The 18163-nt window shown below is 73.9% G+C and carries 15 protein-coding genes; 6 read left to right on the top strand and 9 right to left on the bottom strand.

Annotation, left to right across the window (positions count from 1 at the left end; genetic code table 11):
• Positions 1-30: 30 nt before the first annotated feature.
• From ABZ452_RS04140 to ABZ452_RS04130, 3 genes are read right to left on the bottom strand one after another with little or no spacing between them, the layout of a single operon-like run.
• Positions 31-339: a cupin gene (locus tag ABZ452_RS04140; RefSeq protein ID WP_357938748.1), complete on the bottom strand. Its 309-nt coding sequence runs from the start codon at positions 337-339 to the stop codon at positions 31-33.
• Positions 336-1286, bottom strand: a complete 951-nt coding sequence (locus tag ABZ452_RS04135; RefSeq protein WP_357938746.1) for an LLM class F420-dependent oxidoreductase — start codon at positions 1284-1286, stop codon at positions 336-338. Before ABZ452_RS04135 ends, ABZ452_RS04140 begins: the two co-directional genes overlap by 4 nt.
• 2 nt (positions 1287-1288) lie before the next feature.
• Entirely contained in the window at positions 1289-2071 is a 783-nt protein-coding gene (locus tag ABZ452_RS04130) for an ABC transporter ATP-binding protein (protein WP_357938744.1), read from the bottom strand.
• A gap of 287 nt (positions 2072-2358) precedes the next feature.
• Here ABZ452_RS04130 and ABZ452_RS04125 point away from each other — a divergent pair, with 287 nt between their 5' ends.
• Together ABZ452_RS04125 and ABZ452_RS04120 are read left to right on the top strand one after the other, a co-directional pair.
• A complete protein-coding gene (locus ABZ452_RS04125; RefSeq protein WP_357938742.1) occupies positions 2359-3387 on the top strand; it encodes an ABC transporter substrate-binding protein in 1029 nt (342 codons plus the stop codon).
• Positions 3388-3529: 142 nt separating this feature from the next.
• A complete protein-coding gene (locus ABZ452_RS04120; protein WP_357939095.1) occupies positions 3530-4327 on the top strand; it encodes an ABC transporter permease in 798 nt (265 codons plus the stop codon).
• A gap of 55 nt (positions 4328-4382) precedes the next feature.
• Here ABZ452_RS04120 and ABZ452_RS04115 read toward each other — a convergent pair whose 3' ends face one another.
• On the bottom strand, positions 4383-5564 hold the full coding sequence (locus ABZ452_RS04115) for an ABC transporter substrate-binding protein (protein WP_357938740.1): 1182 nt from the start codon (positions 5562-5564) through the stop codon (positions 4383-4385).
• Between the two features lie 447 nt (positions 5565-6011).
• On the opposite strand from ABZ452_RS04115, the gene ABZ452_RS04110 reads away from it, so the two are divergent.
• The 4 genes from ABZ452_RS04110 (at position 6012) to ABZ452_RS04095 (ending at position 10472) form a co-directional block, all read left to right on the top strand.
• On the top strand, positions 6012-9041 hold the full coding sequence (locus ABZ452_RS04110; protein ID WP_357938738.1) for a sensor histidine kinase: 3030 nt from the start codon (positions 6012-6014) through the stop codon (positions 9039-9041).
• Positions 9038-9445 carry a roadblock/LC7 domain-containing protein gene (locus ABZ452_RS04105; RefSeq protein WP_151463699.1) on the top strand — a complete coding sequence of 136 codons (408 nt, stop codon included), beginning with the start codon at positions 9038-9040 and terminating at the stop codon, positions 9443-9445. Before ABZ452_RS04110 ends, ABZ452_RS04105 begins: the two co-directional genes overlap by 4 nt.
• 66 nt (positions 9446-9511) lie before the next feature.
• Positions 9512-9874: a DUF742 domain-containing protein gene (locus ABZ452_RS04100; protein ID WP_091262733.1), complete on the top strand. Its 363-nt coding sequence runs from the start codon at positions 9512-9514 to the stop codon at positions 9872-9874.
• Positions 9855-10472, top strand: coding sequence for an ATP/GTP-binding protein (locus tag ABZ452_RS04095; RefSeq protein WP_151463698.1), 618 nt, complete (start codon positions 9855-9857; stop codon positions 10470-10472). The genes ABZ452_RS04100 and ABZ452_RS04095 overlap by 20 nt, the downstream gene beginning before the upstream one ends.
• A gap of 20 nt (positions 10473-10492) precedes the next feature.
• On the opposite strand, the gene ABZ452_RS04090 is transcribed toward ABZ452_RS04095, so the two are convergent.
• The 5 genes from ABZ452_RS04090 to ABZ452_RS04070 form a co-directional block, all read right to left on the bottom strand.
• Positions 10493-11581: a uroporphyrinogen-III synthase gene (locus ABZ452_RS04090; RefSeq protein ID WP_357938735.1), complete on the bottom strand. Its 1089-nt coding sequence runs from the start codon at positions 11579-11581 to the stop codon at positions 10493-10495.
• On the bottom strand, positions 11581-11928 hold the full coding sequence (gene nirD, locus ABZ452_RS04085) for a nitrite reductase small subunit NirD (protein ID WP_357938733.1): 348 nt from the start codon (positions 11926-11928) through the stop codon (positions 11581-11583). The genes ABZ452_RS04090 and nirD overlap by 1 nt, the downstream gene beginning before the upstream one ends.
• Complete coding sequence (gene nirB / locus ABZ452_RS04080) at positions 11925-14438, bottom strand: nitrite reductase large subunit NirB (RefSeq protein WP_357938731.1); 2514 nt, start codon at positions 14436-14438, stop codon at positions 11925-11927. The genes nirD and nirB overlap by 4 nt, the downstream gene beginning before the upstream one ends.
• A 76-nt stretch (positions 14439-14514) precedes the next feature.
• The gene (locus ABZ452_RS04075) at positions 14515-16005 is read right to left on the bottom strand and encodes an FAD-dependent oxidoreductase (protein WP_357938729.1); all 1491 of its coding nucleotides are present in this window, start codon (positions 16003-16005) and stop codon (positions 14515-14517) included.
• Positions 16002-18110, bottom strand: a complete 2109-nt coding sequence (locus ABZ452_RS04070; protein ID WP_357938727.1) for a molybdopterin oxidoreductase family protein — start codon at positions 18108-18110, stop codon at positions 16002-16004. Before ABZ452_RS04070 ends, ABZ452_RS04075 begins: the two co-directional genes overlap by 4 nt.
• Positions 18111-18163: the final 53 nt, after the last annotated feature.

The raw sequence follows: 18163 nt of genomic DNA, 5'->3' as shown, positions 1-18163 counted from the left end.
CCGTGGCGCGGCGAGATGGCGTCGGCGTGGCTACTTCAGCTCGACGAGCCGGGCCAGGTAGGTGGTGTCACCGACGTTGGTCAGCATGTGCACGGCGCCGGGGTCGCGGTAGACCACCCCGCCGGTCGGCTCGTCGGCGTCGATGGTGGTGCCGTCGATGGTCTGCACCACGTTCTTCGCGCCCTGGACCGCCACCACGAGGTAGGGGTGGTCGTGCCGGTGCAGCGGCTGCCGCTCGCCCGGCTCCAGGCGGATGTGCCAGACGCGTACCCGGTCGTTCTCGAAGACGATCTCCTGGCCCACCGGGCCGAGTTCGAGGTCGGCGGAGAGTTCGGTCATCGTGGTCCGTCCAGTTCGGGAAGCACGTCGGCGGCGATGAGCTCCACGTGGTCGAGGTCGTCGAAGTCGATCAGCCGCAGGTGCACCCGGGTGGCCCCGATGGCGGCGAACTCGCCGAGCCGGTCGACGAGCTGGGCGGGGGAGCCGACCACCGGGTCCTCCGGCGGGAGCGCGCTCTTGACGTGCAGCGGCGCGGCCCGGCGCTGCGCCTCGGCGTCGGTGCGCCCGATGGCCACCACGATGCCGGCGGAGAGCACGAGCGGCGCCCGCCCGGACGCGGTGCGGCCGGTCCGGTCGCACGCCTCGGCGACCCGCTCGTACGCGGCGGCCGTCTCGGCGACGGTCTTGAACGGCATGTTGAACTCGTCGGCGTACCGGGCGGCCAGTTCGGGGGTGCGCTTCGGGCCCCGGCCGCCGACGATCACGGGCGGGCCGGGCTGCTGGACCGGCTTGGGCAGCGCGGGCGCGTCCACCAGCCGGTAGTGGTCCCCGGTGAAGCTGTAGGTCTCGCCGGGCGGGGTGCGCCACAGCCCGGTGACGATCTCCAGCTGCTCGGCCAGCCGGTCGAACCGTTCGGTGACGGCCGGGAACGGGATGCCGTAGGCGGTGTGCTCGCGCTCGTACCAGCCGGCGCCGATGCCCAACTCGACCCGGCCGCCGCTCATCTGGTCGACCTGGGCGACCATCACGGCCAGCGGTCCGGGCAGCCGGAAGGTGGCCGAGGTGACCAGGGTGCCGAGCCGGATCCGGGAGGTCTCCCGGGCCAGCGCGGCGAGCGTCAGCCAGGCGTCGGTGGGGCCGGGCAGCCCGGGCTCGTCGCCCATGGCCCGGTAGTGGTCGGCCCGGAAGAAGCCGTCGAAGCCGGTCTCCTCGACCAGCCGGGCGAACCGGAGCTGGTCGTCGTAGCTCGCCCCGCGGTGCGGCTCGGTGAAGACGGACACCCGCATGGTCAGAGTCCTCCCGCGACGACGCCGCCGGCGTCGCGCTCCATGAGTAGTTCGTGCAGTTCGGCGCTGATCCGGGCCACCTCGGCCAGGTGCGCGTGGCGGCCCAGGGTGCGGGGCCGGGGCACGGCCACCTCGACCACCTCGCGGATCCGGCCGGGGCGCGGGCTGAGCACGACGACCCGGTCGGCGAGCAGCACCGCCTCGTCGATCGAGTGGGTGACGAAGACGATGGTCGCCTTCGTCTCCATGTGCACCCGCTGGAGTTCGCCGGAGAGCTCCTCGCGGGTGAGCGCGTCGAGCGCGGAGAAGGGTTCGTCCATGAGCATCACCCGCGGCTCGCCGATGAGCGACCGGCAGAGCGAGACCCGCTGCTGCATGCCGCCGGAGAGCTCGTGCGGGAGGCGCTTCTCGAAGCCGCCAAGCCCGGCCATCTCCAGCAGCTCGCGGGCCCGGTCGCGGTGCTTGGCCCGGCTCCAGCCGAAGATCTCCACCGGAAGCAGGACGTTGTCCAGCACCGTGCGCCAGGGCAGCAGGGCGGGCCGCTGGAACAGCATGGCGATGTCCTGGCGGGGCTTCGTGATCGGCGTGCCGGCCACGGTGATCTCGCCCTCGGTGACCGGGAGCAGCCCGGCGACCATGCGGAGCAGGGTGGACTTGCCGCACCCGGAGCGGCCGAGGATAGCGACGAACTCACCCTCGGCGACGTCGAGGTCGATGCCGCGCAGCGCCTCGACCCGCCCCGAGCGGCCGTCGAAGGTGCGGGACACCCCGGACAGTCGGATCATCGCCCGCCGGCTCCCTTCCACAGTCGCGATCGTGAGCCGGGCTAGCGTAGCGGGCGGCCGTCCTTATAGCACTATCCAGGGTGGACGTCAGTCTCCTTTCCGTCAGGCAACTTCGTTTCCGTTCCGCAACCCGTACGCCCGCCGGACGTCATCGGCCTTCTCGTACGCTGTTGCGCGCGAAGAGTCCCCTCACGACGATCCTGTCGGCTTCCCCCTCCTGCCGACACCGTCGGACCCACGACCCGACCGGGCGAACGTGCCCTGGTCGGAAAGGACATGGTGCACTGATGAGAAGGCTGACCCGTACGGTCGCCGCCGCAGCGCTGGCCACCGCCCTCGCCCTCGTCGGCGGTTGCAGCAGCGACTCGGACAAGTCGGACGATGCCAAGGGCGGCAACGGCGCGGCGCTGGAGAAGGTGACCTACCTCACCTCGTTCGGCAACTTCGGCCGTGACTCCTACGCCTGGGTGGCGAAGGACAAGGGCTTCTTCAAGGAGGCCGGCTTCGACGTCGACATCAAGCCCGGCCAGGGCACCGGTGGGGTGGTCCAGGTCGCCGGTGGGCAGGCGGACTTCGCCCCGGTCGACCTGACCGGCGCCATCCTCCTCCTCGCCAACGGGCAGGCCAAGGACTTCGTCGCCGTCGCCGCGATCCAGCAGCGCACCATGGCCGCCATCGCCACGGTCGAGGGCAAGAACATCGCCACCCCGAAGGACCTCGAGGGCAAGAAGCTCGCCGACACCCCCACCTCCGTCGTGCGCATGCTCTTCCCGACGTACGCCAAGCTGGCCGGCATCGACGCCAGCAAGGTGACCTGGGTCAACGGTGACGCGCAGGGCCTGATCGGGTTGCTCGGCTCGGGCGCGGTGGACGGCATCGGCCAGTTCGTGGTCGGCCAGCCCACCATCCAGACGGTGACCAAGAAGACGCCGGTCGTGCTGCCCTACAGCAACGTGATGCAGGACCTCTACGGCAACGTGCTGGTCACGTCCAGCAAGATCGCCAAGGAGAAGCCGGAGATGGTCAAGCGCTTCACCACGGCGCTGCTGAAGGGCCTCGAATACTCGCTGGCCCACCCGGACGAGGCGGGCGAGATCCTGAAGAAGAACGTGCCGGCCGCCAACCCGGCCGCCGCCGCCGCCGAGCTCCAGCTGATGGCCGCGTACGTCCGTTCCAACAACTCCGGCACCGCCATCGGCACCGTGGACAACGAGCGGGTCGCCAAGACCATCGCCCTGCTCCAGGGCGCGGGCGCGCTCAAGCAGAACCTCACCCCCGACCAGATCATCGACTTCAACCTCGCGCCGAAGGCCTGACGGTCGGCTCGGGCAACGGGGGTGCGGCCCGCCGGGACACCCGGTGGGGCGCACCCCCTTCGCGTGCCGGTCGTCGCGCCGGCCGAAAGAGGAGGACACGTTGACGCAGTTGACCGGGACCCGGGCCGAGGCGCCGGCCACCGTGGAGCCCGCCGCGGATGCCCGCCGGCTCGTCGTACGCCCGGCGGCGGTGGGCCTGCCGGCGCTCGGGCTGGTCATCGCGGTGGCCGCCTGGTGGCTGGTCACGTCGGGGCTGCACCTGGTCCACCCGGCCGCGCTGCCCCCGCCGCAGGCGGTGTGGCGTTCGCTGGTCGACACCACCGACGTGCTGCTGCCGGCACTGGGCATCACCACCTGGATGACCCTGCTCGGCTTCCTGCTCTCGTCGCTCGCCGGGGTGCTGATCGGCATGGCGCTGGCCGCGTCCGGCCGGGTGGAGCGGATGTTCGCCCCGCTGCTCGTGGCGGTCAACGCGGTGCCGAAGATCGCCTTCGGCCCGCTGTTGGTGATCTCGGTGGGCTGGGGACAGAAGCCCATCCTGACCATGGTGTTCCTGCTCTGCTTCTTCCCGATCGTGCTCTCCACGGCGACCGGGCTGACCACCACGCCGGCGGACCTGGCCGAGCTGGGCCGCTCGCTGAACGCGTCCTGGTGGCAGGCGTTCCGGAAGGTCCGCTTCCCGGCCGCGCTGCCGCAGATCTTCGTCGGGTTGAAGGTGGCCATGCCGCTGGCCGCGATCGGCGGGGTGATCGGGGAGTTCTACTCGGACCAGCCGGGGCTGGGCTACCAGATCCTCCAGTACAACGGCGCCGGCGACACCCCGACCGCGTGGGCGGCGATCGTGCTGGTGGCGCTGATGAGCATCGTGCTCTACTCGGCCCTCAGCCTGGTCGAGCGCCTGGCCCTGCCGTGGGTCCGCGCCACCACCTCGGCCCGCTGACGGCTGCTCCCGGCAGGAGACGTCTCCCGCCTCCCGCCGGGAGCAGCCGCGACCACTAACCGGCCAGGCGCCAGCGGCCGCCGCGCGCCACGAGCGTGGTCAGCGCCTGCGGCATCAGGCCGGAGTGGTTGTCCGGGGTCATCCGGATCGGCCCGGAGAGGCCGTCGAGCTGTGCGGTCTCCAGGACCTCGCGCAGGGCGCCCCGGTCCACCTCGCCCGGCTTGCCGCCGGCCCGCAGCTCGGCGTCGGCGATGAGCTGGACGGCGTCGGCGGCGAACGAGGAGAAGCCGTTGTAGCCGCCGAACCGGGCCGTGTACTCCTGGAACCACTGCCGCCGGGCGGCCTTGGCCGGGGTGGTGGCGATGACGTCGTCGATCACCATGGTCTGGGTGAAGATCAGCGTGGTCTGCTCGGTGGATCGGGCGGAGGCGCCCAGGAAGAGGTCACCGGCCGCCGAGGCGTCGAAGAAGAGCGCGCCCGTGTAGCGGCTCTGCCGGGCCGTGGCGGCCGCCAGCGACGCCTGCTCCGGCGGGGCCCAGACGACCATCGCGTCGGGCTTCTTGGCGACCAGGCTGCCGATCTGGGTGCTGACCTCCGTGTCGGTGGTCCGCACCGACTCGGCACGGGTCAGCTTGATGTCGGCCTTGGCGAACTGGCTGACCAACGCGGCCAGCCCCTCCTCGCCGTACTTGTCGGCGCTGTGCAGCACGGCCACCTTGCGGATGTTGCGGCGGACCATCTCGGCGGTGAGGGCCGCGGCGCTGTCCGCCGCATTCGGTGCCAGCTTGAAGACATAGCGGCGTTCGGCGACGGGTTCCGTGACCTCCCCGGAGGAGGCGAGCGCGATGGTGGGAATGCGCTTCTCACCGATCGTGCGAGCGGCGCCGATCGCACATTCGTTGCAACCGCCCATGATGATGGCGCTGACCCGTGAGTCAGCGCTGAAATCGTTGATGTTCCGCAACGATTCCGCGGCGTCGGAGCGGTTGTCCTTCACCTTCAGTTCGATCTTCCGGCCACCCAGTGCGCCGGAGGCGTTCAACTGCTCCTTCTTCAGTTCCAGGGCCCGCTGGTAGACCTTCCCGATCGACGCGGAGGCACCGGACAGTTCGAGGTCCGCGGCGATCACGATCGGACTGGTGTCCTGCGGTTCCCCGCCGATCCCGCAGCCGGTGAGCGTGGTGGCCAGCACGGCCGATGCGAGCACCGCGATGCTCGCGGAGCGGATGGGGCTCAACTCAGTCCTCCAGGTGCGGCGCGGGCCAGCGCCCGACCACCGCCGCTCGTCCGTCCTCAGTAGAGGATCGGGATTGGTGTGCCGTACGGTGTGCGCGAAGCCTGCAAAACCTTGCCAATGCCGGGCCCTGTGGTCAAGCGCGGATGTCGGGAGTCGTTTCGGGACAGCCGTCCCACATGCTGGGGACACAGAACGTTAACCGACAATTACTGCGCAGATACGTCCGACCACTCTGGAGTCACATGCCCTGTTCAGGGGGCTGGAGAAAAGAAGGTATTAGGTGATCGGATCACGGGTTCCGTCGGCCCCGACCGTTTTCTGCCTCACTGCCGCTTCCCAAACAGGATCTCGTCTGATGAAATCGCGGCCGTGCCGCGCGTGGCGCTGGCCGCTGCACCAGGCACGGGTCGGCGGGTCAAGCGTGGAAGAAACGACGGAGGCGATGTCGTGAGCACCGGACCTACGACCCTGCCCGAGAGCCCCGACGCCGATCAGCGGAACCGGCGACGGCGACTGCCTCGGCTGCGTGACGCGCGGATCCGCTCCAAGCTCGCCCTCATCCTCGTCGTTCCGGTGGCGGCTGTCATCGCACTGGCAACTATCCGACTCGTCTCGGTCGGCGAGGGCGCGTACGAGGCCAACCGGATCCGGTCGCTGACCGCACTGTCGATCGACGTCTCGGCGCTCACCCAGGACCTGCACAAGGAGCGGATGGCGGCGGCGTCCTTTCTGGTCGCGCCCAACCAGAAGCCGGACGCCTACAACCTGCGGGTCCGGAGCACGGACGAGCGGATCGCCGCCTACCAGGAGGAGCGGGGCAAGCTCGGCGACGTGCCGGCCTCGGTGCGCGACCGGCTCAAGGTGATCGACGATCACCTGGGAACGCTCAACGGGACCCGCCAGGAGGTGCTGGACCGGCAGCAGATGCCGGTCTCCGAGGCGAGCCTGCGCTACGGCATCATCCTCGACGACCTCGTCGCGTACGGCGACACGCTGGCCCAGCAGCCCGGTGCGGAGGCCCTTGCCGACGCCCGCCGCGCGGTGGCCGCCTTCGCCCACGCCAAGGCGGAGGTCGCCGAGGAGGAGGCGGTCGCCTTCACCGCGCTCTCCACCGGCCGGATCGACGAGGAGCAGTTCTCCTCCTTCGTGGCCACTTTGACCGGCCAGCAGGAGGCCCTGCTGTCCTTCTCCCGGGCCGCCGAGCCGGCCCAGCGGTCCCTGGTGGACCGCACCGTCTCCGGTGACGCCGTGCAGCTCTCCGACCGGGTAGCCAACGACATCTCCCGCTCGGTCGGGCAGGCTCCGCTGGTCAACCAGAACGAGGCCGCCGCGGCCGTCGGCGCGGTCGGCGACCTGATGCGGTGGGCCGAGATCGAGCTGCTGAACCAGCTGCTCGCCGACGCCGACGCGGTGCGCACCGACGTCATCCGGCAGGCCGTCGTGGAGAGCCTGCTGGTGCTGCTCACCCTGGCCATCGCCGTGACGCTGGCCGTGGTGCTGGCCCGCTCGCTCAACGACTCGCTGCGCCGGCTGCGCGAGGGCGCGCTGGCGGTGGCCAACCACGACCTGCCCGACGCGGTGAGCCGGTTGCAGAACGTCAACGCCATCGGCGACGGCGGCGTCGACGAGATCGTCCAGCAGGTCCGGGACCCGATCAAGCTGACCAACCGCGACGAGGTCGGCCAGGTGGCGTCGGCCTTCAACGTGGTCCACCGGGAGGCGGTCCGGGTGGCGGCCGAACAGGCCGCGCTGCGGACCAGCGTCTCGGCGATGTTCCTCAACCTGGCCCGCCGCTCGCAGAGCCTGGTCGACCGGATGATCGGCGAGCTGGACGCGATCGAGCGCAGCGAGGAGGACCCGAAGCGGCTGGCCCAGCTCTTCGAGCTGGACCACCTGGCCACCCGGATGCGCCGCAACGACGAGAACCTGCTGGTGCTGGCCGGCGCCGACTCGGCCGTGCCGCGCCGCGACGACGCGCTCCTGGTCGACGTGCTGCGCGCCGCCCAGTCCGAGGTGGAGCTCTACAACCGGATCGAGTTCGGCACGGTCGACACCGACATCTCGGTCGCCGCGCACGCGGTCAACGACGTGGTCCGGCTGGTCGCCGAGCTGCTGGACAACGCCACGCGGTTCTCGCCGCCGAACACCATCGTGGTGGCCGACGGCCGCCGGATCCGCGACTACGTGCTCATCCAGGTCGAGGACCGCGGCCTCGGGCTCAGCGACGAGCAGCTCGACTCGCTCAACCGCCGGCTGGCCGCCCCGCCCACGGTCGACGTGGCCGCGTTCCGGCTCATGGGCCTGGCCGTGGTCAGCCGGCTCGCCTCCCGCTACGGGATCCGGGTCGAGCTGCGCCGCAACGTCGAGGGCGGCACCGTCGCCCAGGTCACCCTGCCGAACGCCACCGTGGTGCTGCCAGCGAACCGGGGCCAGGCCCCGCTGACCCGCCCGCGCCAGCCGCTCGCTGTCGAGCAGTCCCCGCTCAGCCAGCTGGGCGCCGCCGACGCGCTCGCCGGCGCGGGCCGGGCCGGCACGGCCACCCTGGCCGACCAGTGGCGCAGCGCCGCCACCCCGCCGCCCGCCCGCTGGCAGGCGCCCGCCGAGGCCCGGGACACCGCCCCGGCCGTGCAGTTCGGCGCGACCGGCGCGCTGCCCACCGTGCCAGCTCCCGCGCCGGTCGCCGCCGCGCCGCCCGTCCCCGTCGCGCCGGCCCCGGTCTCCGGCGCCGGCTGGTCGGCGGGTGGGCAGACGGTCGGCCAACCCGCCCTCGATCCGCTGCCGCACCGGACCCCGGGCGGCGAGGCGGCGACGGCTGCCCCGGTGGCGCCGCCGGCCTACCAGCCGGCCGCGCCGGCGGTCGAGCCCGCCCCGGCCGCCCCGGTGGTGGCCCGGTCGGCCCGCCCGGCGGAGGCGCCGATCTTCCGGGAGATGGAGGCGGTCTGGTTCCGCTCGCACGGCGAGGACGAGACCACCATCTTCACCCGGCCCCGGTTCGACGAAGAGCCACCGGCCCCGGCCCAGCCCGCCGCGACCGCGCAGCCCGTCGGCGCGCCGCCGCTGCCGCCGCTGCCGACCCGTACCCCGGGCGCCCGGGCGGCGGGGTTGACCACACCGCCGCCGTACACCCCGCCGGCGGTCCCGTCCCCGGCGCCCGCCGCGGCCGTGCCCGAGCCCGCGCCGGCACCGCCGCCGATCGACCCGGAGGCCTGGCGCACGGCGGCCGACGAGGGGTGGTCGCGGGCCAGCAAGGCCGCGGAGCCCAGCAACGCCGGCACCACCCGTTCCGGCCTGCCCAAGCGGGTGCCGCAGGCCCAGCTCGTGCCCGGCGGCATCGAGCCGAAGGGCAGCCGGGCGGCCGCCCGGCGCACCCCGGACGAAGTACGCGGCCTGTTGTCGGCCTACCACCGCGGTGTGCAGCGGGGTCGGACGGCCGGCGCGGACCTGAACAGCAACTCGACCAAGGAGACGAACCGATGAACAGGCCAGCGGCCATGCAGGACATGGGTTGGCTGCTCACCAACTTCGCCGACAGCGTGGCGGGCATCGCCCACGTGGTGGCGGTGTCCGCGGACGGGCTGCTGCTCGCCTCCTCCCGCGACCTGCCGACGGATCGGGCCGACCAGCTCGCCGCGATCACCTCCGGCGTGGTGAGCCTGACCGAGGGCGCCGCCCGGATGTTCAGCGCCGGCGGGGTGCTCCAGACCGTCATCGAGATGGACAGCGGATACCTCTTCCTCATGTCGATCAGCGACGGCTCGTCGATGGCCGTGCTGGCCGCGCGGAGCTGCGACGTCGGACAGGTGGGCTACGAGATGGCGCTGCTGGTGGAACGGGTCGGCCAGGCGCTGGTCCCGCTTCCGAGGGACGCCGTCCGGCCCTGACCGGCCGTCCGGTGACCTGGTGACCCGGAGCCCGTCCGGCTCCGTACGAGGGGAGGTGATCGCGAGATGGAACCACGACGAGACCCGCGTGGCGCGCTGGTGCGGCCGTACGCGGTCACCCGTGGCCGCACCGAGCCGTTGCAGAACATCGCGCTCGAGGCGGTGCTGTCGTGCACGCCCACCCAGTCGGCCGAGGCGCGGTTCGCCGGGCACGACAAGTACCGCATCGCCTCGGTCTGTGAGGGCCGGGCACAGTCGCTGGCGGAGATCGCCGCTTACACCCGGATGCCGCTGGGCGTCACCCGGGTGCTGGTCGCCGACATGGTGGCCGAGGGCCTGCTGACGCTACACACCGCCGCTCCCGCCACAGGGTTCGCGGCGCGGATGAACCTGCTTGGAAGGGTGCTAAGTGGACTTCGCGAACTATGACCCCGCGGGGGCGAACCGCAGCCGGGAGATCATCTCCGCGAAGATCGTCATCGCGGGCGGCTTCGGGGTGGGCAAGACCACCCTGGTCGGCGCTATCTCCGAAATCCAGCCGCTGACCACCGAGGCGCTGATGACGGCGGCCGGCGTCGGCATCGACGACCCGTCGAAGGTGCCCGGCAAGGAGACCACCACGGTCGCCATGGACTTCGGCCGGATCACCATGGCCGAGGACCTGATCCTCTATCTCTTCGGCACGCCGGGCCAGACCCGCTTCTGGTTCATGTGGGACGAGATCATCCGGGGCGCGGTGGGCGCCGCCGTGCTGGTGGACACCCGCCGGATCACCGACGCCTTCGCGCCGCTGGACTACTTCGAGAACCGCAACCTGCCGTACGTGGTGGCGCTGAACCGGTTCGACGACGCGCCGCAGTACGAGCTGGAGGAGGTCCGCGAGGCGCTGGCCATCTCGCCGGACGTGCCGCTGGTGATGTGCGACGCGCGGCGGCGCGAGTCGGTCAAGCAGGTGCTCGTGACGGTGGTCGAGCACGCCATGCTCCGGCTCCAGGCCGAGCACGGCTTCGCGGCCCCGGTCGGCTGACTCCCCGGCCCGGCGGCGGGTCAGTCGACCCGCAGCCGGTAGCCGCGCTTCACCACGGTCTGCACCACGCGGGGGGCGTCGAGCCCGACCCGCAGGCGGGCGACCGCCATCTCCACCGCGTGCTCGTCCGCGCCCCGGGGCAGGGTACGCAGCAGGGCGGTGCGGGACAGCACCTTCCCGGGCGCGGCCGCGAGCGCCCGCAGCACCGCCATCGGGGCCGGCGCGAGCGGGCGCAGGTCGCCGTCCACCACCGCGGCGTGCCCGCGCAGGGTCAGCAGGTGACCGCCGGCCTTCACGGTCACCGTCCGGCGGGGCAACTCGTCGACGATCGTCCGCACGAGGGCGCCGAGCCGGGCCCGGGTCGGGGCGCTCACCGGCACTCCCCGCCGCACCAGCGGCTCGGCCGTCACCGCACCGACGCAGCCGGCCAGCACGTCCCCGCGCAGCGCCGCCAGCACCGTCTCGGTCCGGTCCCCGGCCGCCCGCAGCAGCGCCTCGGCCGCCGGGGCGGAGGTGAACGTGACCGCGTCGACCATCCGCCCGGCGACCAGGTCGATCAGCCGGTGCAGCGGCGCCGGGTCGGTCGGCGGCGCCCAGCGGTAGACCGGCACCTCGATCACCGTGGCCCCGGCCGACTCCAGCGCCTCGGTGCACTCCGGCTGCCGCTCGCCGTGCAGTTGCAGCGCGACGACCAGGCCGGCCACCCCGCGCCGGACCAGGTGCTCGACCACCTCGTCGCAGCTTTCCGAGGCGGGGGACCAGTGCTCGCGCAGCCCGGCCGCGCGGATCGCCCCGGTGGCCTTGGGACCGCGGGCCACCACGTACGACCGGGACAGCACGCCGCGCAGGGGCTCGGCGAGCCCCCAGCCCTCGGCCGCTTCCAGCCAGCCGCGCATCCCGATCCCGGTGTTGGCCATCAGCACGTCCGGCGGGCGCTCCAGGCAGGCCCGGGTGGCCTCGCGCAGGTCGGTGTCGTCGGCCAGCGGCACGATCCGCAGCGCCGGGGCGAGCACCACCCGCGCGCCGCGCCGCTGGAGCAGCGCGGCCAGCTCGTCGCGTCGCCGGTCCGCGGTGACCCCGATGGTGAAGCCGGCCAGTTCCTCCCGCATCACCCCTCCTGTCGTACCCGCACCTCGACCAGGTCGTCCCGGCAGCGCACCTCGTGCCGCCGCAGCGCCACGTCCGGGAGGTCCAGGCACCGCCCGGTGGTCAGGTCGTAGACCTGCTTGTGCAGCGGGGAGGCGAGCGTCGGCAGGCCGCCACGGCTGCCCACGATCCCCCGGGACATCACCTGCGCGCCGCCGACCGGGTCGAGGTTGTCGACCGCGTACAGCTCGCCGCCGGTCCGGAAGAGGGCCACCTGCACCCCGTCGACCAGGGCGGCCACGCCTCGGTCCGGGTCCAGCCGGTCGAGCGGGCAGACGGCCGTCCAGGCCAGCATCGTCGGGGCGCTCATCGCCGTACCTCCGGAACGCCCAGCGCGACCGGCGGGCGGCGACCGTCGGCGCCGCGGGCGGGCACCGGCTGGCCGCGTTCGACGGCGAACGTGATGGACGGGTCGGGCACGTCGGGGGCGTTCACGAAGGAGGTGAAGCGGCGCAGCCGCTCCGGGTCCTCCAGCACGTCCCGCCACTCGTCGGAATATCCGGCGACGTGCCGGGCCATGGCCGCGTCGAGGTCGGCGCAGAGCCCCAGCGCGTCGTCCACGAGCACCGAACGGAGGTGGTCCAGGCCGCCGTCCATCGCCTCGATCCAGGCGGCGGTGCGCTGCAGCCGGTCGGCCGTGCGGACGTAGAACATCAGGAACCGGTCGATGAGGGTGACCAGCTCGGCGGTGCTCAGGTCGGTGGCGAACAGGTCAGCGTGCCGGGGCCGGAAGCCGCCGTTGCCGCCGACGTAGAGGTTCCAGCCGCTCTCGGTGGCGATGACGCCGAAGTCCTTGCTCCGGGCCTCGGCGCACTCCCGGGCGCAGCCGGAGACCGCGGACTTCAGCTTGTGCGGGGCGCGCAGCCCCCGGTAGCGCAGCTCCAGCGCGACGGCCAGGCCGACCGAGTCCTGCACCCCGTACCGGCACCAGGTCTCGCCGACGCAGGACTTCACCGTGCGCAGCGCCTTGCCGTACGCGTGGCCGGACTCGAAGCCCGCGTCCACCAGCCGGCGCCAGATCTGCGGGAGCTGTTCGACGCGGGCGCCGAACAGGTCGATCCGCTGCCCGCCGGTGATCTTGGTGTAGAGCCGGAAGTCCCGGGCCACCTCGCCGATCACGATGAGCTTCTCCGGCGTGATCTCGCCGCCGGGGATCCGCGGCACCACCGAGTAGCTGCCGTCGCGTTGCAGGTTGGCCAGGAAGTGGTCGTTGGTGTCCTGAAGGGACGCCTGCTCGCCGTCGAGCACGTGCCCGGTGCCGAGCGAGGCGAGGATCGAGGCCACCACCGGCTTGCAGATGTCGCAGCCGCGCCCGCGCCCGTGCTCGGCGATGAGCTGGGAGAAGGTGCGGATGCTCCGGACCCGGACGATGTCGAACAGCTCCTGCCGGCCGGCGTCGAAGTGCTCGCAGAGCGCGCGGGACTGCCGCACGCCGGCCGCGTCGAGCAGTTGCTTGAGCATCGGTACGCAGGAGCCACAGCTCGTCCCGGCCCGGGTGCACGCCTTGAGCGCCGGCACGTCGGTGGCCCCGCCGGCGATCGCGGCGTCGAGGTCGGCCCGGGTCACCGCGTTGCAGGAACAGACCTGCGTGGCGGCCGGCAGCGCGCCGGCCCCGGCGCCCGCGCCGCCCGCCGGGGCCAGCAGCGCCAGCGGGGGAGCGGGCAGCGGCCCGCCGACACTCGCCCGCAGCGTGGGGTACGCGCTCGCGTCGCCCACCAGCACGCCGCCGAGCAGCGTCCGCGCGTCGTCGGAGAGGACCAGCTTCGCGTACGCGCGGGTGGCCGGGTCGGTGAAGGTGACGTCCAGGCAGCCCGGGGTGACGCCGTGGGCGTCGCCGAACGAGGCCACGTCCACCCCGAGCAGCTTGAGCTTGGTGGCGGTGTCCGCGCCGGGGAAGGTGGCCGCCCCGCCCAGCAGCCGATCGGCGACCACCTCGGCGGTCGCGTAGCCGGGGGCGACCAGGCCGTGGCAGGCGCCGTCCACGGCGGCGCACTCGCCGACCGCCCAGATCCGCTCGTCCACCGTCCGGCAGCCCGCGTCGACCAGCACCCCGCCGCGCGGCCCGAGCGGCAGCCCGGCCGCCCGGGCCAGCTCGTCCCGGGGCCGGATGCCGGCGGCCACCACGACCAGGTCCGCCGCGACCGTGCGCCCGTCGGAGAGTTCCAGCGCGCCGACCGCCCCGTCCGGGCCGGGGCGCAGCGCGCTGGTGGCCACCCCGAGGTACGTGGTGACGCCCAGTTCCTCGACGTAGCGGCGGAGCATCGCCCCGCCCGCCTCGTCCACCTGCGCCGGCATGAGCCGGGGCGCGAACTCGACCACGCTGGTGGAAAGGCCCAGCAGGCGCAGCGCGTTCGCCGCCTCCAGGCCGAGCAGCCCGCCCCCGATCACGGCACCGGTGCGGCGGCCCCCGGCGTGCGCCCGGATCGCCGCCAGGTCGTCCAGCGTCCGGTAGACGAAGACGCCCGGCAGGTCCGTGCCGTCGACCGGGGGTACGAACGCCGACGAGCCGGTCGCCAGCACCAGCGCGTCGTACGGGTGCTCGCCGGCCGCGGTCCGCACCACCCGACGCGCCCGGTCGAGCGCCAGCGCCGGATCGCCCAGCCGCAGCTCCACCCCGTCGTCGGGGGTGTGCAGGTTCAGCTCCTCGGCGCTCACCCCGTCGAAGAAGGCGGAGAGCCGCACCCGGTCGTACGCCGGCCGCCGCTCCTCGGCGAGCACCGTGACCCGCCAGCGCCGCTCCCGGTCCCGGGCCCGCAGCGCCTCGACGAAGCGCTGCCCGACCATGCCGTTGCCGACGACCACCAGCCTGTCGCCGCTCATGCCGGCACTCCGCTTCGCTGCGTGCCGTCATGAGGCACCGTCGCACTGAGCTTCCTGATTCGCTCGCTTCGCCCGCTCATCGCGTCACCTCCACCGTGTCGCGGTCCATCCCCGCGTACCGTTCCTGGTGTCCCGCCGCCGGATCGACCTCGGCCAGCCACCCCGCGATCCCGGCCACCGCGTCCCGGCAGCCGCCGCAGCCGGTCGCGGCCCGGGTCGCCGCGGACAGCTCCGCGACGGTCCGGGCGCCGGCGCGCCAGCACGCCACCAGGGCGCCCTTGCTGACGTCGTTGCACTGGCACACCGTGGCCGCGTCCGGCATCAGCGCCGGGGACGCGGCGGGGGTGGCCGGGGTGGCGCCGAACGCCCGCCCGAGCAGCAGCGAGCGCCGGTCCGCCGGCACCGGCGCGCCCCGGTCGAAGAGCTGCACCACGGTGCCGACCGCCGGGTTGTCGCCGAGCAGGATCGCCCCGGTCAGGCGCTCGTCGCGGATCCGCAGCCGGGCGTACGTGCCCCGGGCCGGGTCGGCGAAGGTCAGCTCCTCGACCGGCCCGCCCCCGGCCGGCGCGCCGGCGGCGTCGCCCATGGCGGCCAGGTCGATCCCGGCCGCCTTGAGCCGGGTCACCACGGGACGCGGCCGGTAGCGGACCAGCGGGTCGTCGCCGGTCAGCACCTCGGCCACCACCCGGGCCTGCGCCCAGGCCGGGGCGACCAGCCCGGTCAGCGTCCCGTCGTGCTGGGCGCAGTCCCCGATGGCGGAGATCCGCCGGTCGCTGGTGCGCATCCGGTCGTCCACCACCACGCCCCGGTCGACGGCCAGCCCGGCGGCGGAGGCCAGCGCGGTGTCCGGGCGTACGCCGCAGGAGAGGACCAACAGGTCGGCCGCGAGCGGGTCGCCGTCGCCGAGGTCGAGGCGGACGCCGTGCGCGTCGGCGGTCACTCCGGTCGCCGTGACCCCGAGCCGGGTGCGTACCCCGAGCCCGGCGAGGGTGCCGGCGAGGACCGCACCGGCCGGCTCGTCGAGCTGCCGTTCCATCAGGTGCCCGACCGGGTGGACCACGGTCACGTCGAGGCCCCGGGTGGCGAGCCCGCGGGCCGCCTCCAGCCCGAGCAGCCCGCCGCCGAGCACCAGCGCGCTGCGGGCGCCCCGGGCGGCGGCGAGGATCCGCCGGCAGTCGTCCAGGGTGCGGAACGGGACCACCCGGTCGGGGAGCGGGTCGAGCCCGGGCAGCGGCGGCACCAGGGCCCGGCTGCCGGTGGCGAGCACCAGGTGGTCGTAGGCGTGCCGGTCGCCGTCGGCGGTGCGTACCTCCCGGGCCGCCCGGTCGACGGCGGTGACCTCGGCGCCGGTGCGCACGTCCGCGCCCTGCCCGGCGACCTCGACCAGCTCCACGTCCGGTTCGTCGATCTTCCCGGCGAGCAGGGTGGAGAGCAGGATCCGGTTGTACGCCCGGTGCGGCTCCGCCCCGAGCACGGTCACCTTCCGGTCCCCGCCCCGGGCGTGCAGCTCGGCGGCGAGGCGGGCGCCCGCCATGCCGTATCCCACGATGACGATGCGCTCGGTCATGCCCTCTCCACCCGGACGGCGCAGATCTTGAACTCGGGCATCCCGGAGACCGGGTCGACGGCGTCGTTGGTGACCGAGTTGGCCCGCGCCGCGCCGGGCCAGTGGAACGGCGCGAAGACGGTGTCCGGCCGGATCGCCGGGCTGAGCCGGGCCGGTGCGCGCAGCTCGCCCCGGCGGGAGACCACCCGGACCTCCTCGCCCTCCGCCACGCCGAGCCGGCCGGCCAGGTCGGGGTGCAGCTCGACGAAGGCGCCGGGGGCGGCCCGGCGCAGGGCGGCGACCCGCCGGGTCTGCGCGCCGGACTGGTAGTGGGCGAGCACCCGGCCGGTGGTGAGGTGCAGCGGGTAGTCGGCGCAGACCGGCTCGGCGGCCGGCCGGTGGGTCACCGCGCGGAAGCGGGCGCGGCCGTCCGGGGTGGGGAACCGGTCGGCGAAGAGGCGCGGGGTGTCCGGCCCGTCCTCGTCCGGGCAGGGCCAGAAGACGCCCGTGTCGGCGTCGATCCGGTCCCAGCTGACCCCGGCGTAGTCGGCCGGCCCGCCGGCCGAGGCACGGCGCAGCTCCTCGAACACCGCCGCCGGGTCGGCGGGGAATGCGCCGGGGGCGTCGAGGCGGGCCGCGAGGGCGGCGAGGACCGCCAGGTCGGTGCGGACGCCGGGGGGTGGTTCGCGCAGCGCGCGGCGGCGCAGCACCCGGCCCTCCAGGTTGGTCATGGTGCCGTCCTCCTCGGCCCACTGGGCGACGGGCAGCACCACGTCGGCCAGGTCGGCGGTCTCGGAGCGCAGGAAGTCGGCCACCACCAGCAGGTCCAGGTCGCGCAGGCGGGACTCGACCCGGGCCGCGCGGGGCGCGGACACCACCGGGTTGGACCCGAAGACCAGCAGCGCCCGCGGGCCGTGCGTGGTGCCGAGCGAGTCGAGGAGCTGATAGGCCGGTACGCCCGGACCGGGCAACGCCGCCGGGTCGACGCCCCAGACCTCGGCCACGTGCTCCCGGGCGGCCGGGTCGTCGATCCGCCGGTAGCCGGGGAGCTGGTCGGCCTTCTGCCCGTGCTCCCGGCCGCCCTGCCCGTTGCCCTGCCCGGTGAGGCAGCCGTACCCGGATCCGGGGCGACCGGGCAGGCCCAGGGCGAGCGCCAGGTTGATGAACGCGGTGACCGTGTCGACGCCCTTGGCGTGCTGCTCGGCGCCCCGGGCGGTGAGGATGACCGCGCGGTCCACGGTGGACAGGGCCCGGGCGGTCGCCTCCAGGTCGGCCACCGGCACTCCGGAGAGGCGCTCCGCCTCGGCCGGCCAGCAGCCCGCAACGGTCCGCCGGACCTCGTCGAAGCCGGTGGTCCGGTCGGCCACGTACGCCCGGTCGAGCCAGCCCTCGGTGAGGGCGATGTGCAGCAGCGCGTTGGCCACCGCCAGGTCGGTGCCGGGCAGCGGTTGCAGGTGCAGGTCCGCCTGGCGGGCGGTCGCGGTGAGCCGGGGGTCGACCACGATCAGCCGGCCGCCCCGCGCACGCTGGTCGGCGAGGTGGCGCATGAGCGGCGGCATGGTCTCGGCGGGGTTGGCGCCGACCAGCAGCAGGGTGTCCGCCCGGCCCAGGTCGGCGAGGGGGAAGGGGAGCCCCCGGTCGACGCCGAAGGCGCGCATCCCGGCCGCGGCGGCCGAGGACATGCACCAGCGTCCGTTGTAGTCGATGTGCCGGGTGCCCAGCGCCACCCGGGCGAACTTGCCCAGCGCGTACGCCTTCTCGTTGGTCAGCCCGCCGCCGCCGAAGACCGCGACGGCGTCCCGCCCGTGCCGCTCCTGGATCGCCCGCAGCCCGCCGGTGATCCGGTCGAGCGCCTCGTCCCAGCTCGCCGGGCGCAGTTCACCGCCGGGCCGGTCACGCAGCAGCGGGGTGGTCAGCCGGTCCGGGTGGTCGAGCAGGTCGGCGGCGGTCCAGCCCTTCTGGCACAGGCCGCCGCGGTTGGTGGGGAAGTCGCGGGGCGTGACCTCGACGCGTCCCGCGGTCTGCCGCAGCACCATGCCGCACTGGAGTGCGCAGTACGGGCAGTGCGTGGCCGCCTCCCGAGGCCGTACCCCCGGTTGCGTCGCCAGGCGTGCACCGTCTGTCATGTTCGGGAAGCGTGCCGGCCGGCGGTTTCCGCTCCGGGTCCCCTCTGTTTCGG

Origin of the sequence: Micromonospora sp. NPDC005707 (genome assembly GCF_040631005.1) — a bacterium.
In the GTDB taxonomy this organism is placed as follows: Bacteria; Actinomycetota; Actinomycetes; order Mycobacteriales; family Micromonosporaceae; genus Micromonospora.
This window is presented reverse-complemented; position numbering and strand designations above follow the sequence as displayed.

What these genes read in the sequence shown, in the direction of transcription:
- ABZ452_RS04140 (WP_357938748.1), bottom strand. Translation starts at nt 339, where the DNA reads ATGACCGAACTCTCCGCCGACCTCGAACTCGGCCCGGTGGGCCAGGAG.
- ABZ452_RS04135 (WP_357938746.1), bottom strand. Translation starts at nt 1,286, where the DNA reads ATGCGGGTGTCCGTCTTCACCGAGCCGCACCGCGGGGCGAGCTACGAC.
- ABZ452_RS04130 (WP_357938744.1), bottom strand. Translation starts at nt 2,071, where the DNA reads ATGATCCGACTGTCCGGGGTGTCCCGCACCTTCGACGGCCGCTCGGGG.
- ABZ452_RS04125 (WP_357938742.1), top strand. Translation starts at nt 2,359, where the DNA reads ATGAGAAGGCTGACCCGTACGGTCGCCGCCGCAGCGCTGGCCACCGCC.
- ABZ452_RS04105 (WP_151463699.1), top strand. Translation starts at nt 9,038, where the DNA reads ATGAACAGGCCAGCGGCCATGCAGGACATGGGTTGGCTGCTCACCAAC.
- ABZ452_RS04100 (WP_091262733.1), top strand. Translation starts at nt 9,512, where the DNA reads ATGGAACCACGACGAGACCCGCGTGGCGCGCTGGTGCGGCCGTACGCG.
- ABZ452_RS04090 (WP_357938735.1), bottom strand. Translation starts at nt 11,581, where the DNA reads ATGCGGGAGGAACTGGCCGGCTTCACCATCGGGGTCACCGCGGACCGG.
- nirD (WP_357938733.1), bottom strand. Translation starts at nt 11,928, where the DNA reads ATGAGCGCCCCGACGATGCTGGCCTGGACGGCCGTCTGCCCGCTCGAC.
- nirB (WP_357938731.1), bottom strand. Translation starts at nt 14,438, where the DNA reads ATGAGCGGCGACAGGCTGGTGGTCGTCGGCAACGGCATGGTCGGGCAG.
- ABZ452_RS04075 (WP_357938729.1), bottom strand. Translation starts at nt 16,005, where the DNA reads ATGACCGAGCGCATCGTCATCGTGGGATACGGCATGGCGGGCGCCCGC.
- ABZ452_RS04070 (WP_357938727.1), bottom strand. Translation starts at nt 18,110, where the DNA reads ATGACAGACGGTGCACGCCTGGCGACGCAACCGGGGGTACGGCCTCGG.